Raw genomic sequence first — 16,065 nt, forward strand, 5'->3', positions numbered from 1 at the left:
TCTCACTCTCTTTCCTTTGCTTGATCCCAGTAATAGTCCATCTCTTCTAACGATGTTTTTGTAATATCCTTGCCTTCTTCTTGTAGCTTTTCTTCAATATAAGTAAAGCGAGATTGAAATTTCTGGTTCGTTTGATTCAATGCTACTTCTGGATTGACTTTATAATATCTAGATAAGTTAGCCAATACAAATAACACGTCACCAAATTCTTTTTCTATCTCTATATCATCTTTTAAAGATATAGCTTCTTTTACTTCTTTGATTTCTTCTTCTAACTTATTCCATATATCTTCTACATCATCCCAATCAAAACCTACTTTTGCTGCTTTTTTCTGTAATTTATAGGCCTTTGATAAGGATGGTAAATGATTAGGCACACCATCTAATACCGATTGTCGTTGGTCGCCTTTTTCCTCTTTCTTCAATGCATCCCAATTTTTATAAACTTCTGCCACTGAATCTACTTGTGTATCCGAGAATACATGAGGGTGTCGATAAATCATCTTTTCTGTAATTGATTTGATAACATCATCAACAGTAAAATATCCATTATCTTCCCCAATTTGGCTATGTAACATCACTTGTAGTAGGACATCGCCAAGTTCTTCTACGATTCCCTCATCATCTTCTTCATCAATTGCATCAATTAACTCATATACTTCTTCAATTGCATATTCTCTTAGTGTTTCATGTGTTTGAGCTTGATCCCAAGGACAGCCATTTGGCCCTCGTAGGGTTGCTATCACTTCACGTAAACGAGTAAATGTATGTGAGAGGTGCTGTTCTTTTGCTGGTGGTACATAGACACTCGTTAGATTGCTAACTTCCATGGAATGATCTAATTCTTCCAATGGTAATTTTATAATTTTCTCTTCTACACTACCAGCTGCTTCTACAATGGATATTTCATAGTCCGCTGGTAAATCCTCAAGCAACTGTAGTTTTACTTCTGAGGCAATATAACGATCATATACTTGGGAAAAAATAATGTGTTTCCGGTAATCCAATTGGCTTCTATTAAAACTGGTTGCATCCACAAACTGGAATCCTTCAATTGGGTCCATTTTTACAGCTGTAAATAAATCATCTAAATAGCTCTGACCACCAATAATAGAAACCTCTACTTCATCTTGATTTAATAAGAGTTGAACAGTTTTCTCTGCTAACATTGGATGTCCAGGAACAGCATAAAGTACATTTTCATGTTTTGCTTCTTCCAGAAGTTCCTTAACGATTTGATCATATACATCAGCAAATTCATTCTCTTGTTCATACAGTTTATCAAAAGAGATAAATTGTATTTGTTCTTTTTGTAAATCCCTTACTACAGGGTGATCTAGTGTTCGTACAAAAACAGGAGCTTGATGATTTTTTAGCTTTTGATAGACACCTATCGTTAATTGGCTTATATCACCAGCACCTAATCCAATTATTTCAATTGTCATTATGAATACCCTCCTTCGAAAATGCCTGTAATTTAGAGGCAAATGGTAGCATTGCTAGTTCTTTTGATGAAAAGGCATGAAAACGAATAAGTAAAATTAAATAAATCATGCCTCCACCAAATACGAGAATAAGTACATAGAGAAATAAACCAAAGCGAGATATCGCTTCATAGTCTGGTCCAATTCCTAATAAAACAATGAGATAAAGGAACATACTAAAACTTGCTATAAGAAATGCTTTCCAATTAATCTTTTTCCATATTTTTAATTCAGGTAATTTGCGGTGTAACGCCCAAAGCACAAGAAAACATAACATAAATAAACTAAGGATTGTTGCGAATGCACTACCGTTAATTCCGAATATTGGAACAAGTAATTGATTACTCACCCATTTAACAAAAAATGCTGCTACGATAAAAAACGCTGTTCGCTTCATAAAACCTAACCCTTGTAATATGGAAGCACCCGTTATGGAAATTGAACAAAGTAAAATTGCTAATACTAAAATTTGTAATGTCGATGTTCCACTCGTATCTTGAAATAGTAGTATATTTACTAGTGGAAACAAGGTTATTAAACCTATTGTTGCCCCAATTGCTAAATAGAAACTGAGTGAAACAGCACTTGTCACATGTTTATAGACATTTTTTGGATCACGCTGAAACTTATCTTGAGAGATTGATGGAATTAATGCAAGTGCAAAAGATGAACCTAATACAGTTCCTAACTGAATTAATGGTTGTCCTCTATCAAAAACACCTTTTGTTTCCATCGAATCTAGTTTAGAAAGGCCATATTCTATGAGACTCGGGACCAACGTAAATGTATCTGCAAATTGTATGACCAGCAATATCATATGATTTAATGAAGCAATAAGTCCAAATACTAGAATTGTTTTTGCATAATACCCCCAGGGAACTGGAGCTAAAGCTAACGAACTCGTATTTTGCTTTGTGTGAAATTTCCACACAAAAATTAGTAAAATAATAATGGCTATTCCTGCTCCTATAATCGAAGCGACACCAGCTGCTTGTCCTACAGCATAAATATCTTTTCCTTGTACTGTAACTACCAAAGCAGAAGCAATGATAATAATGACGCGAAATAACTGTTCTCCCACCTGGGAATATGCAGTTGGTTGTATATAATTATTGCCTTGAAAAAAGCCTCGTAGCATGGAAGTAAATGGAATTAACAAAAATAGGAAAGCTGCCGTTTGATAAGCATGAATTAAATTACTATCTCCTATCCAAATCGCAATAGATTCTGCATTAAGATATAAAAAAATAAAAATAGTACCATTTATTAGTAACATGATCGCTAATAAGGGGAAGTAAAATTCACGTAAATTCTTATTCCCTTTATCTTTTTCAGCTACTATTTTTGATATAGCCGAAGGAAAACCATATAAAGCGAATACAAAAGCTATACCTAATAGAGGGTACACTTGTTGGTAAACATAAAATCCCATATCACCTGTTAAGTTCTGTAAAGGTATGCGGTATCCGGCACTTAAAATCTTACTAATTAAACCGGCGATAGTCAGGATTAATGCTCCTTTAATTATTTTATTAGATTCCATAAAAAATTCCTCACTTGCCAGTAATCTTTTCCTATTATAGCACACCGATTCTAGATTATCGCTTTAGGTATTAGGGGATTCTAGTTTGAAGTGAAGCTTAAAATCCACTATCACCTTTTTTACATATAAACCAAAAATGGGCAAAGATTAGCATCTTGTACTAATTTTGCCCGCTCCATTTGAGTTTTTATTCCATTTGCTTTGCTAAAAAGCTTGCTGCTGTTTCAATTGATTTTTGTTCAACATTACTAAGCTTCTCTCCATCTTTAGAAAACATGATGACACAACCTATTGGATCTCCATTAGCAATAATAGGACTTATACAAAGCGAATTTACTTCTTCTTCTTTTCCTTCTAAAATCTCCACTTTGGATGATTCAGTTTCCATAACTAAGGTCCGGCCTTCGATTGCCTTTTCTAACTGTTTACCAATATTTTGATTTAAGTAATCCTTTTTCGATTCTCCAGCTACTGCGATAATTTCATCACGGTCACATATTAATACTGGATAATTTAGAGAGTCAAACAACGCTTGCGCATATTCGGTTGCAAAGTTTCCTAGTTCATTGATTGGAGAGTATTTCTTTAAAATCACTTCGCCTTCTCTGTCAATAAATATTTCTAATGGATCTCCTTCACGTATACGTAATGTTCGTCGAATTTCTTTCGGGATGACTACTCTACCTAAATCATCAATCCGTCTTACAATTCCTGTTGCCTTCATTCGTATGAAGCCTCACTTTCTATGATGATTTTTGGAGCTTTTATCTGTCTGAAGCTTAGCCTATTTTGTCACACTAATGGTGAAAGAGTTTTCGGTTTTTTATTGTTTCAAAAACCTTCTTTTAAGTATTAACACAACTATTGCTTTTCTTTCCTTATCCTTTCTTTATGGGTAAAAAACACCAGTTGTGTTCTAATAGTATAAATCATAGTAGCATAACTATACATAAAACCCATGATTATCCTAAAGAAAAATCCCTACCTTTCCAAAATAGAATAAGTAGGGATTTGTAAACTAACGATTTACTTTTTCAAGTTGTTCGATAAAGCTTTTAATAACCTCATATCGCTCATGAATTTTGTTTCTTTCCGGTCGATACGTAATTTTTAATTTTGATTGTTCTGTCCCTAACAAAATACTACGTCCGTATTCATTAGCGAGTTCAAATAGTTTAGCCCCATCAATCTCTTGACTACGTTCTTCTGTTAACAACAATTCAATCTTATTATTCTTCTCATGAACACTCTCCACTTTTTCTTTTTTAGCCACCCGTTTCAAATCGGACACAATAAACAGATGCTCTACTTCTTCTGGATAATCACCAAACCTATCAATTAACTCATCTCTTAATGACTCAATATCCTCTTGTGATAAAATAGTTTGGAATTGTTTATACATATCAATTTTCTGTTTCTCATCATCAATATATGTGTCAGGGATATAAGCATCAATTGATAATGTAAGCTCTGGCTCAAATGGCTGAATTTCTTCTATTTCTTTACCTGCCTTACGTGCTTCAATAGCTTCTGTTAACATTTGATTGTACATATCAAAACCAACAGAATCAATAAAGCCATGTTGTTGAGCACCAAGTAAGTTTCCAGCACCTCGGATGGATAAATCACGCATCGCTATTTTAAATCCAGAACCCAATTCAGTGAATTCCTTAATTGCCTCTAACCGTTTTTCAGCAACTTCTGTTAGCACTTTGTCTTTTTGATAGGTGAAATAAGCATAGGCTACACGATTAGAACGTCCCACTCGACCACGTAACTGATAGAGTTGGCTTAATCCCATTCGGTCAGCATCATAAACAATTAATGTATTCACATTTGGTATATCTACACCCGTCTCAATAATTGTTGTACTTACTAATACGTCATATTCACCTTCAAGGAAACCAAACATGACATTTTCTAATTCTGATTCATTCATTTGTCCATGAGCAATTGCAATTTTTGCATCGTCCACAAGCATTCCGATATCACGAGCTATTTTATCGATATTTTCCACTCGATTATATAAGAAGAAGATTTGCCCACCACGTGCCATTTCCCTTTCTATCGCTTCCCTAATTAAAATTGGATTATATTCTGCTACATAAGTTTGAATAGGAAAACGGTTTTCAGGTGGAGTTTCAATAACAGATAAGTCTCGAACCCCTAACATCGACATATGTAAAGTACGTGGAATAGGAGTTGCGGTTAATGTTAATACATCAATATTTGATTTTAATTGTTTTATTTTTTCTTTATGTTTAACACCAAATCGTTGTTCTTCATCAACAATTAATAACCCTAAATCTTTATACTCTATATCTTTAGATAGTATACGATGAGTCCCAATAACAACATCAACCAAGCCTCGTTTTAATCCTTGAATGGTTTCTTTTTGCTGCTTAGCTGTTCTAAATCGGCTTAATAAACCTATATTAATTGGATATTCTTGAAACCTTTCTCTTACGGTTTCATAATGTTGTTGAGCTAAAATAGTGGTAGGAACAAGAATAGCTACTTGTTTTCCGTCCGCAACTGCTTTGAATGCAGCACGTATCGCAACTTCGGTCTTCCCATAACCAACATCACCACAAAGGAGACGATCCATTGGACGTTCTTTCTCCATATCAGCTTTAATTTCTTCTATACAACGAAGCTGATCTTCTGTTTCTTGATATGGAAATGATGTATCAAATTCTCGTTGTAACTCACCATCAGGAGAGAATGCATATCCTTTTCGAGATTCACGCTCTGCATATAACTTAATTAGGTCATCAGCTATGTCTTCAACAGACGATTGAACTTTTCGTTTCACTTTCGTCCATTCACTGCCACCTAATTTATAAAGTTTCGGCTCTTTCCCTTCTGATGCCACAAATTTCTGAACTAAATCAAGCTGTTCAATTGGAACAAAAAGTTTATCATCACCTGAGTACTTAATTAACATATAGTCTTTATGTTTATTATTCACTTCTAACGTTTCTATTCCAAGGTAACGACCAATTCCATGATTTGCATGGACAACATAGTCACCAATTTTTAATTCCTGATAGTTCTTTATACGTTCAGCATTTGATATCTTTTGTTTCTTTCGTGGTCGTTTACTTTTCTTTTTAAATAGTTCATTTTCTGTTATTAAAACTACTTTATGCATCGGCATTTCAATACCATTATTTAAGTTACCAACTACAACTGTTGGTTTTTCAACTGGAAGTTCTAGCTGATTCGTTAAATCTGCTTCGATGTCATAATCATCTAAAATCGACTGAATTTTTTCTGCACGCTTATTATTTGGTGCAAAAACAACTACTGAAAAATCACTTTTCTTCCATCGCGTGAGCTCATTTTTGAATAAATGCATTTGTCCATGAAACTCCTGCATTGCCCTTGCAGAGAGATTCACAATATTTTGTGGTTGAGTATTTGGTATATGCCTCAAAAATACTGAAAAATAGAGACGTTGACCATCCATTCTTTTCCATACAGAATTCCAATCAAAGGAAAAATTGCTGTCAGCTACTGCTTTGTTTCCTTCTAGAAGGCTACTATACCACTCAGCCTCTTCCATATCCAAATTGGTTGCAGTTTCTTGAATTCTACTCATTTCATCTAAAATGACCAATCCATTTTCTGGAAGATAGTCTAACAAACTAGCAGGTTGATCATAGAAAAAGCCAATATATTTATACATCTCTGGAAAATGCTCAAAATCTTTTAATCGTGATATATCACGTTCAATCTCTCCTACTAGAATCTCTTTGGCTTCAGATTTCTTTAGCTTTTTTAATGACTTAGCAAGTGCCGACTCTAATCTTTGAGCACCAGATAAAAAATCAGAATTCGTTAATAATAGCTCCGTTGCTGGCCCTACTTCAACTTGTTGTAGTTTATCTAATGAACGTTGTGTTTCTGCATCAAAGTATCGAATGGAGTCAATCTCCACATCAAATAATTCAATTCGTATTGGATGAGGTTCTGTCACTGGATAAATATCAATAATTCCACCTCGAACACTGAATTCACCGGGTGTCGTAACCATAGAAACCCGTTCATACCCCATGTCCACTAACAATGCTAAATAGCTATCAATGGAGATTTCATCGCCAACATTAAATGGTAACTGATATTTACTCCAATAGTCTTTCGGGGGCAAGATTCGTTTAACTGCTGCGATTGGTGCAATAAGTATTCCTGTTTTATTTTTTGTCCATTCCATCAATGCTTCTATACGTTGACTTCTTAGTTCTGGACTAGCAATTGCAATTTCAGAAGCAATCAATTCATTTACTGGATACAAATGAACATGCTCTTCACCCATTAAATTTACTAAATCATCATACAACGTTTGTGCTTGCACCAGTTGATATGTAACTAATAGCAAGGGACGGTTAGTAGATTCTTCTGTCAAGGAAACTAGTAGGCTTCTTGCAGACCCAGATAAGCCAGCAATTAATTGTTCTTGCATTCCATTTGATATTCCATTTAAGATGGACTGAATATCTTCACTCGATTGTAAGTATTGATTTAAACCTTTCACTTAAATAACCCCCAATTGATGCTTAACACCTTCGTAAATGCATGGCTTTTCAATACAGCGTTTTTTCTAAATAAACACAAAAACGCCTTGGTTGATGAACCAAAGCTTCTTAATTATTCTATTGTATAAAATTATCTAATTCATGATATTCTGGGTGTTGCCCAAGTACATCTTCACAGTTCTCACAGATTGTTTGAATGTGAACATCACCATCTGATTGATATTGAATCATCTCTTTTTTATCCTCATTTGATAATTTATTCCATCCTAAAATGGAAGTATCAATAATTTTTTCATCTATTTGACCAAGAATATGGCCACAATGCCTACATTTGTAAATGATAGACATAGGAAAAACCCTCCTCGAATAAACCTCAGATATATAAAAGTTTATCCGAAAAGCATAAATTTATACTCTTTGTCTTATTTTAAGTATTATTGTAATCTATGCAGGTACTATGCATTAAATTCATTCATCACTTCTAAAAATGGCTTTTCTAACCATTGTTCACAAGCATCGGCTGCTTTTTGTATACTATCATTAATTAATGGCTTCTCTGATTTTGGAAAAGTACCAAGCACATAATCGACAATCGGCATTGGTGTTGTCGGTCTTCCTACGCCAATTCGGATTCGTTTAAATTCTTTCATTCCTAAATGATCTATAACCGAGCGAATCCCATTATGTCCACCATGTCCACCTTTTTGCCTTAATCTAATTTTCCCACTTGGTAAATCTAGTTCATCATAAATAATCAGAACATCTTCTGGGTCTATATTATAAAATTCAATTAATGGTCGAATCGATTCGCCTGAAAGATTCATATACGTTTGGGGTTGAAGGAGAATTACTTTTTCCCCTTGATAAAATTCTACAGTATGTTTTCCATTGAATTTATCTTTCTTCAATGGTCCCCAGTTATGTCGATCCAAAAGCTCATCGATAACCATAAATCCTATATTATGTCTTGTTTTTGCATATTTCCTACCAGGATTTCCTAAACCAACAATACATTTCATCGAATGTCTTCCTTTATATTTAGTTTATGTCATATCACTAGAAATAAGAATAATCCCTCCAATAAGGATGGAATAGTTAAAATTCCTTACGGAGGGAGTTACTCTTTATTTTAAATTAATTATTCTTCATTCTTATCCTTTTGTACCTCGCCCACTAATTCTGGTTCAGCATTTTCATTTTCAATACCTTCAACATCATCATCTGTTCTTGGAGCCAAAATAGTAGCAACAGTAGTATCATCATCCTCTAGGATCTCATATTCCGATGATTTAGGTAGGTCAGCAACTATTATGATATCACCCATTGTCATATTAGATACGTCCAATACGATTTCTTCCGGTATTGCATTAGGTTTCACACGTAGTTTTGCTTCGTACAATGCTTGTTGCATAATTCCCCCATCTTTTACTCCTGGAGCATCTCCATCAAGCCTTATGGAAACATCAACATCCATAGCTTCTCCCATATTTACTATGTAGAAATCAGCATGTAATAACTCATCTTTAATGTCATCCATTTGATAGTCATGCAACATAACATCAACAGAATTACCACTGTCAATGTCTAAGGAAATAATGGCATTTCTACCTTCATCTCGCACTGTTTTTACTAATTCAATACTATTTACAGCAATTGATTTTGTTTCTTTGTCCTTACCATAAACTACTGCGGGAACTTGTCCGCTTTCTCTGAGGTTTCTTGTTGTTGATCTTGCATGGTCTTCTCTTTTAATTGCTTTCAATGTAACTGACATGATTTCATCATCCTCCATTATATTTGAAAACTAGAAGCATCCAAGTCTGTGTTAACAAACCTTCTCGTATAGTAATGTAAAAAGATACTAATATTTAGCGCCAATATGAACGCTTCTGGTCATTCACTATAGAATTCTAGCCCAGGCGCATTACGCAATTATAATCAATTTTGCCCTAATTAGTATATTCCCCAATGTAGACTATTCTAAACAATTAATCAAATAATATACTTACTGATTGTAGTTCATGCACACGAATAATTGCTTCACCGATTAAAGGTGCAACAGATAGTTGAGTGATTTTCTCAGTGTTTTTTTCCTCTGGTAGAGGGATAGAGTTCGTAATGACTAATTCTTTAATTTGAGAGTTTTCAATACGCTCAATTGCTGGCCCAGATAATACTGGATGTGTACAACATGCATACACTTCCTTCGCACCATTTTCAATTAATGCATTGGCAGCTAATGTGATAGTACCAGCTGTATCAATAATATCGTCGATTAGGATTGCCGTTTTTCCTTCAATATTTCCTACAATATTCATAACTTCTGCAACATTTGGTTTAGGTCTTCTTTTATCAATAATACCAATTGGTGCTTTTAATCGATCAGCCATTTTACGTGTTCTAGTCACACCACCATGATCAGGTGATACGATAATCAAATCCTCGATGTTTTTCGCCTCAAAATAATCCGATAAAATTGGAACACCTTGTAAGTGATCGATTGGTACATCAAAGAATCCTTGAATTTGTGGAGCATGAAGGTCTAAAGTAATGACACGATTCGCACCAGCAGTTTCTAATAGGTTCGCAATTAATTTAGCTGTAATTGGTTCTCTTGAACGAGATTTTCTATCTTGACGAGCATACCCATAATACGGCATAACGATATTAATAGATCTAGCAGATGCACGTTTTAATGCATCAATCATAATTAATAGCTCCATAATATGTTGGTTCACTGGAGTACTTGTGGACTGTACTACGTAAACATCACAGCCACGAACACTTTCCTCAATATTGATTTGAATTTCTCCATCACTAAAAGAACTTACAGTACATTTCCCTAGGGTTGTCCCAATATGACTAGCTATTTCTTCAGCTAGTCCACGGTTGGAATTAAGTGTTAATACCTTCAATGTTGAATCTTTATAGTGTGACATGAACAAAAACCTCCGTTAATCCTTTAATCTGTTTTTAAGCTTTGAAGCGTATCCTTCTTTATTCGTTTGTCTCGCACGAGCTACTGATAATGCATCATCCGGTATATCTTTTGTAATCGTAGACCCTGCAGCAACATAGGAACCTTTTCCTACGGTTACAGGCGCAATTAAGTTGGAGTTACATCCAATAAAGGCATCATCTTCAATTTTAGTTAAATATTTATTTTTCCCATCATAATTCACTGTTATTGTACCACAACCAACGTTAACATTGCTCCCCACTTCTGCATCTCCAATGTAACTTAAATGAGAAACTTTACTATTTTTGTCAATTTTGGTCTTTTTAATTTCTACAAAGTTGCCTATTTTAACCTCATTGCCAATTGAAGCCTCTGGCCTTATATGAGCATAAGGGCCAATGTTCACCCGTTGGCCAATGTAACTATCCGTTGCAACACTTTGTTTAATTACAGTATCTTCTCCAACAGTACAGTTTGTAATTTCTGTATGAGGTCCAATGACAGCATTTTCCTTAATTACTGATTGTCCTTTGATAACAGAACCAGGGTGAATCACCACATCTTGCTCAATTACTACATCTGGTTGAATATACGTATTATCCGGATCTATGATGGTTACCCCGTTTCTCATATGTCCTTCATTAATCCGTCTTTTCATAATTCTTTCAGCTTGAGAAAGTGCTACACGATCATTTACTCCTAATGTTTCATCAAAATCCGGAGTTTGATAAGCGCTAACTTTCATTTCTTTATTTTTCAAGATTTCTATAACATCTGGTAAATAATATTCACCTTGTGCATTATCATTAGATACTTCTTGTAACGCTTCAAACAACGCTCTATTATCAAAACAATATGTTCCAGTGTTTATTTCATTTACCTTTAGTTCTTGTTCATTAGCGTCTTTATGTTCTACAATACGCTCTACTTCTTGTTGTTCATTTCTAATCACACGACCATACCCTGTTGGATTTGGTGCAACAGCAGTTAAGATTGTTGCAGTAGCTCCTGACTTTTCATGATGTTCAAAAAGGGCTTGATAAGTCTCTTTTTTTATTAACGGGGTGTCACCACAAACTACAATAGTAATCCCATCTTTATCTTTTAGTAATGCTTCAGCTTGAATTACTGCATGCCCAGTACCAAGTTGTTCACTTTGAAGGACAAATTCGCTACCATCACCAATGTATTCTTTTACTTTCTCTGCACCATGCCCTACCACGGTTACCACTTGATCAATCTCACTAGCATTGACTTGTTCTAAAACATGTTGAACCATTGGACGACCTAAAACTGGGTGTAAAACTTTATATAATTTAGATTTCATTCTAGTGCCTTGCCCAGCTGCTAGAATAACTGCAAAACGTTTTGTCATTTGAGGAAAACCTCCATTCTAATTATCATGCTACTAAGCATTGCTTTTAAAAACAATTTGTAAACATGATTCAATCGTGCAAATTCAAGTAAATCATCTTAATAGGTTATTTTAAAACACTAAAGAGATTCACTTTATCCAATATGAATATATCTTAAATGGGAGTTGATTTCAACAAATCTGGTGATTAGAATTGCAAGTTAGGTGATACGGGGATTATTTGGGGTTTGTCCAAAAAAAAGAAGGCCAATCCTTAGAAGATTTGACCTCTCGTTGTAAAGGTTTACAAAAATTAGGAAGCACCAGCTTCTTCGTATTCCACTTCTGCTTCACCTGCACGGCGATATTCTTCCAATACGGCATCCTGAATTTTTGAACGAGTATTAGAATTAATCGGATGTGCGATATCTCTGAATTCACCATCAGGAGTACGTTTTGATGGCATTGCCACAAATAGTCCATTGTTTCCGTCAATTACTCGGATATCATGAACAACGAATTCCTGATCTAACGTAATAGATGCGATAGCGCGCATTCTACCATCCGTATTTACACGGCGTAATCTTACGTCAGTTACTTCCATGCTGATTCACCACCTTTACAGTTTAACTTATTTAGATAATTCTACAAAGAAGTCAGAATTCCTGCTTAAAATTGAAAAAAATTTATTATTTACAAAAAAATATTATTATTCCTTAATTTTACAGTTAGTTTCGTAAAAAAAGGGAATAATAATACGATTTGTTTGGGTGTTATATTCCGATCATTCAATTAATAGCGCTAAAAATATTTAACAAAGTTACCTGGTATAACCTGGATTTGTTTTTCCTTTATATCGACATCAGAAATCTTCACGAGTGATAAATAGTCTTCTACTACACGTTCTTCTTCTTCGTCATCTGCTTCTGCTAATACCCCGATTGCTTTTACGTTAGCATTAAATTCACCTAGTAGACTCACAATTCCATTGATTGTACCACCGGCTTTCATAAAGTCATCAACAATACATACATTGGAGCCTTCTTTTAAACTACGCTTCGGTAAAACCATTGTTTGGATTTTTCTCGATGAACCAGAAACATAATTTATACTTACTGAAGAACCTTCTGTTACTTTTGGATCTCGTCTTACAATCACTACCGGTACATTCAAAAAAGATGCTACTGCATAAGCTAGAGGTATTCCTTTAGTTGCAACAGTTACGACAACATCAATATCCAGATTAGAGAACCTCGAAGCGAAAATACGGCCAATATCTCTTATCGTTTTGGGTTCTCCTAGTAAATCACTCATATACAAATATCCTCCAGGTAATATCCTGGCTGGATCTTCTAAATTCTTACATAAATCATTAATAAAGGAAATTCCGTTATCATCTGAAGATTCAGGTATGAACATTACTCCACCAGCTGATCCTGCAACACGCTTTAAATAACCGATTCCCTCCAGTTGAAACATATTATCAATAATATCTAAATCCTCACTCATGGACGCTTTAGCAGCATTATACTTTTCAGCAAAGTATGGCAGATTGCGATGAACTCTTGGATTCTCAATAAAAAAATTAGTTAATGAGACTAAACGCTGGCTTCTTTTCATTTCTCACACTCCAAAACCGAATAATTAAATATTAATATACCATTATTATACGTTTTTAGGCAAGAAATTATCCAAGAATACGAACAATATGAACATCAGAACAAAAACCTTTCATGCTATTGTAGATTCGCTGCGCTTTGCTTTCTTGTTTAACTAATCCATATACGGTTGGACCACTCCCACTCATTAATACACCCTCAGCGCCAGATAAAGTCATTTTTTCTTTAATACGGTTAACTTCTGGATGTAGAGAAGTTGTAATATCTTCTAATGAGTTTCCTATATTACTACATAGTTTTTCAAAGTCTTGTTCATGTAAAGCATCAATTACTTCTTCTGTATTAGGATGTGAAAGAGAATCTAAATCAACTTGTTTAAAAATTGCTTTTGTGGATACGCCTATATTTGGTTTAGCCAATACTACCCAACTTGATGGAGGCGAAGGTAATGGTTCAATAATTTCCCCTCTACCTTTTGCAATAGCAGTGGAACTATAAATACAATATGGTACATCCGAATCAATTTCTGCTCCTATTACTGCTAGTTCTTCCATCGATATATTTAAATCCCATATCTTATTAAGTCCTCTTAGAACTGCTGCTGCATCTGTACTACCTCCACCTAAACCCGCTGAAACCGGAATACATTTATCAATCTTGATATGAATTCCTTTATTTAGATTGTATTTTTCCTTTAATATCGACGCAGCTTTATATGCTAAATTCCTTTCATCATTTGGGACATATCTACTCCAAAGCGATACGATTATTCGATCTTCTTCTAATGTTGTTAGCTCTATCCGATCGGCTAAATCTATACTGGTCATAATCATCTCAACATTATACTCACCATCAGTTCGTTTACTCAGTACATCGAGGGAGAGGTTGATTTTAGCCGGAGCTTTCTCAAAATGAGTCATTTCCGTCACCTTCTTTATCTTGGCAATATCATAATCTTATTCTTACCATTCCACCTACACTAATTTTCTAATAAGCAAATTGTATCATAATAAAATTATGGAATCGACTGATAAAGAGGAACTGGAGTGAGTTCAACATTAAAAAACGGCAAATCCTCGTCCTAGGATTTGCCGCCATTTTGCATACTTTGCTCGGCTATTTCAATTGCTCGCTTGACCATGTTCCCGGCATCCCTTGCCTTTATGCCGCCCCATCCTTCTTGTTTAACCGTGTCGTAAAAGCCTAACTCTTTTGCAATTTCTTCTTTCATTTGGTCAGACATAATGCCTCTACCCATGAAAGAACAACCCCCTTCTGTTAAAACTTCTTACGACATTTATAGTTTTTCCATGACAGGTGAAATAAACCGAGTTAAAAGTGTACAAAAATGGGAAATTTTATATGTTATTCTTCTGTAAAATTATACTTCTTCAACAGACCTTCTAGTTTAAGTGCCATTCCGATATTACCGTCCACTTTCAGCTTGCCAGTCATAAATGCAGTTGTACTATTTAAATCTCCAAGCAAAAACTTTCTAAAGTATTTCTCCTTCATCTTTAACGTACAATCAGCAACCTTCTCTGATTGAGTATGTATATTAACTCCACTATTTTCAAATTCTAACTGATAAACTTCACCTTCATGATCAGTTAATTGAAATTCATATACTGCCTTCAGTTCTTGATAGGGTTCTTGATTGATTTCTAATTTTGATTCAATTAATTCCCAAATCTCTTTTAAATTACCATTGGTTATAGTACTCATTTTCTCATCCCTTTATGCGATATTTTTTAATTATCAAAAAATATTGTAACAGAAAAAAATAGAACAGCAAACTTTTTCGTTTACTGTTCCATTAATAGTGCTTTTGTCCGTTCATCTAAGAAGTTTAATTCAACAGTCTCAGTTAGCACGTCAGCATAACTGTAAGAGACTCGTTCGAAAGCATTTTCGTCTTGATCTAATTCAACAATGAATACAGAAGGATACGTTTCTGCTAGAATACCACAACGCTCAATTGTCTTCCTTCTCCCACCATTCGCTCGTAATTTCAACCGTTTTCCTACTTGACCTTCAAGACCTTGCTTAATTTCGATTAATGTTTTAGCCACTAAACTCCACCTCACTGTGTTTCCATTATAACATATGCTTGTTTAGCAGTCAAATTAAATCTTATATTATAACAAGATATGTTTTTTGATGTCAACTACTAAATTAAAGTATTGTTTATATTGTTTCAAAATGTTAACAAAATATGTATGTTATTTCTATATTATTAAGAAAAACGCAGAGCGCCCGATTTGCGACGTACGGACTGGGACTGCGATTACTCGCCCCACCGAAAATATTTGCGCATGGCCATGCCAGGTGGTTAGATGTTATCGCGCAAAGCCATGGTTTTAATCGAACATTCCCCGTAGGACAAGGAATGCTACGGCAGCAAATCATCGCACGCAGAAAATGCAAATGTAAATGCATTTTCAAGGAGTTAAAGGAAACATGCCCCCTCATTGGGGTATGCCGACGTTGGACGCAAAGTCCGCTTTTAGTCGGCCTTCCTTTATATCGGAGTCGATGTTGACTTTCACCACAAGGGTATAAGTGCGA

The 16,065-nt window shown here is 34.8% G+C and carries 15 protein-coding genes; all 15 read right to left on the minus strand.

The features are described from left to right. Positions 1-2: 2 nt before the first annotated feature. Positions 3-1,448, minus strand: coding sequence for a bifunctional methyltransferase/pyrophosphohydrolase YabN (yabN, locus tag BUB12_RS12025; RefSeq protein WP_143155632.1), 1,446 nt, complete (start codon positions 1,446-1,448; stop codon positions 3-5). Further along, a complete protein-coding gene (locus BUB12_RS12030) occupies positions 1,435-3,027 on the minus strand; it encodes a putative polysaccharide biosynthesis protein (protein WP_072891167.1) in 1,593 nt (530 codons plus the stop codon). The genes yabN and BUB12_RS12030 overlap by 14 nt, the downstream gene beginning before the upstream one ends. 187 nt (positions 3,028-3,214) lie before the next feature. Next, positions 3,215-3,751 carry a stage V sporulation protein T gene (gene spoVT, locus BUB12_RS12035; RefSeq protein WP_072891168.1) on the minus strand — a complete coding sequence of 179 codons (537 nt, stop codon included), beginning with the start codon at positions 3,749-3,751 and terminating at the stop codon, positions 3,215-3,217. A 294-nt stretch (positions 3,752-4,045) separates the two neighbouring features. Beyond that, entirely contained in the window at positions 4,046-7,564 is a 3,519-nt protein-coding gene (gene mfd / locus BUB12_RS12040) for a transcription-repair coupling factor (RefSeq protein WP_072891169.1), read from the minus strand. A 118-nt stretch (positions 7,565-7,682) separates the two neighbouring features. Next, a complete protein-coding gene (locus BUB12_RS12045) occupies positions 7,683-7,913 on the minus strand; it encodes an anti-sigma-F factor Fin (protein ID WP_072891170.1) in 231 nt (76 codons plus the stop codon). 107 nt (positions 7,914-8,020) lie between these two features. Then, positions 8,021-8,584: an aminoacyl-tRNA hydrolase gene (gene pth / locus BUB12_RS12050; RefSeq protein WP_072891171.1), complete on the minus strand. Its 564-nt coding sequence runs from the start codon at positions 8,582-8,584 to the stop codon at positions 8,021-8,023. Between the two features lie 119 nt (positions 8,585-8,703). Then, entirely contained in the window at positions 8,704-9,357 is a 654-nt protein-coding gene (locus BUB12_RS12055) for a 50S ribosomal protein L25/general stress protein Ctc (protein ID WP_327196147.1), read from the minus strand. Positions 9,358-9,553: 196 nt separating this feature from the next. After that, complete coding sequence (locus BUB12_RS12060) at positions 9,554-10,504, minus strand: ribose-phosphate diphosphokinase (RefSeq protein WP_072891173.1); 951 nt, start codon at positions 10,502-10,504, stop codon at positions 9,554-9,556. A 15-nt stretch (positions 10,505-10,519) separates the two neighbouring features. Then, positions 10,520-11,899 carry a bifunctional UDP-N-acetylglucosamine diphosphorylase/glucosamine-1-phosphate N-acetyltransferase GlmU gene (gene glmU, locus BUB12_RS12065; protein WP_072891174.1) on the minus strand — a complete coding sequence of 460 codons (1,380 nt, stop codon included), beginning with the start codon at positions 11,897-11,899 and terminating at the stop codon, positions 10,520-10,522. Positions 11,900-12,191: 292 nt separating this feature from the next. Beyond that, complete coding sequence (gene spoVG, locus BUB12_RS12070) at positions 12,192-12,482, minus strand: septation regulator SpoVG (protein WP_072891175.1); 291 nt, start codon at positions 12,480-12,482, stop codon at positions 12,192-12,194. A gap of 197 nt (positions 12,483-12,679) precedes the next feature. After that, positions 12,680-13,498 carry a pur operon repressor gene (purR, locus tag BUB12_RS12075; protein ID WP_072891176.1) on the minus strand — a complete coding sequence of 273 codons (819 nt, stop codon included), beginning with the start codon at positions 13,496-13,498 and terminating at the stop codon, positions 12,680-12,682. Positions 13,499-13,565: 67 nt separating this feature from the next. Continuing rightward, positions 13,566-14,417, minus strand: coding sequence for a 4-(cytidine 5'-diphospho)-2-C-methyl-D-erythritol kinase (gene ispE, locus BUB12_RS12080; protein WP_072891177.1), 852 nt, complete (start codon positions 14,415-14,417; stop codon positions 13,566-13,568). A gap of 161 nt (positions 14,418-14,578) precedes the next feature. Next, positions 14,579-14,755: a small, acid-soluble spore protein, alpha/beta type gene (locus BUB12_RS12085; RefSeq protein ID WP_072891178.1), complete on the minus strand. Its 177-nt coding sequence runs from the start codon at positions 14,753-14,755 to the stop codon at positions 14,579-14,581. Between the two features lie 107 nt (positions 14,756-14,862). Continuing rightward, positions 14,863-15,222, minus strand: a complete 360-nt coding sequence (locus tag BUB12_RS12090; RefSeq protein WP_072891179.1) for an SCP2 sterol-binding domain-containing protein — start codon at positions 15,220-15,222, stop codon at positions 14,863-14,865. An 80-nt stretch (positions 15,223-15,302) separates the two neighbouring features. Next, the gene (gene veg / locus BUB12_RS12095) at positions 15,303-15,569 is read right to left on the minus strand and encodes a biofilm formation stimulator Veg (protein ID WP_072891180.1); all 267 of its coding nucleotides are present in this window, start codon (positions 15,567-15,569) and stop codon (positions 15,303-15,305) included. Positions 15,570-16,065: the final 496 nt, after the last annotated feature.

It is taken from the genome of Ornithinibacillus halophilus (assembly GCF_900129485.1).
GTDB classification, from domain to species: Bacteria; Bacillota; Bacilli; order Bacillales; family Amphibacillaceae; genus Ornithinibacillus; species Ornithinibacillus halophilus.

Excerpts from the sequence above, each read along its gene's own strand:
- BUB12_RS12030 (WP_072891167.1), bottom strand. The coding sequence starts at position 3,027 with ATGGAATCTAATAAAATAATTAAAGGAGCATTAATCCTGACTATCGCC.
- spoVT (WP_072891168.1), bottom strand. The coding sequence starts at position 3,751 with ATGAAGGCAACAGGAATTGTAAGACGGATTGATGATTTAGGTAGAGTA.
- BUB12_RS12045 (WP_072891170.1), bottom strand. The coding sequence starts at position 7,913 with ATGTCTATCATTTACAAATGTAGGCATTGTGGCCATATTCTTGGTCAA.
- pth (WP_072891171.1), bottom strand. The coding sequence starts at position 8,584 with ATGAAATGTATTGTTGGTTTAGGAAATCCTGGTAGGAAATATGCAAAA.
- BUB12_RS12055 (WP_327196147.1), bottom strand. The coding sequence starts at position 9,357 with ATGGAGGATGATGAAATCATGTCAGTTACATTGAAAGCAATTAAAAGA.
- BUB12_RS12060 (WP_072891173.1), bottom strand. The coding sequence starts at position 10,504 with ATGTCACACTATAAAGATTCAACATTGAAGGTATTAACACTTAATTCC.
- glmU (WP_072891174.1), bottom strand. The coding sequence starts at position 11,899 with ATGACAAAACGTTTTGCAGTTATTCTAGCAGCTGGGCAAGGCACTAGA.
- spoVG (WP_072891175.1), bottom strand. The coding sequence starts at position 12,482 with ATGGAAGTAACTGACGTAAGATTACGCCGTGTAAATACGGATGGTAGA.
- purR (WP_072891176.1), bottom strand. The coding sequence starts at position 13,498 with ATGAAAAGAAGCCAGCGTTTAGTCTCATTAACTAATTTTTTTATTGAG.
- ispE (WP_072891177.1), bottom strand. The coding sequence starts at position 14,417 with ATGACTCATTTTGAGAAAGCTCCGGCTAAAATCAACCTCTCCCTCGAT.
- BUB12_RS12085 (WP_072891178.1), bottom strand. The coding sequence starts at position 14,755 with ATGGGTAGAGGCATTATGTCTGACCAAATGAAAGAAGAAATTGCAAAA.
- BUB12_RS12090 (WP_072891179.1), bottom strand. The coding sequence starts at position 15,222 with ATGAGTACTATAACCAATGGTAATTTAAAAGAGATTTGGGAATTAATT.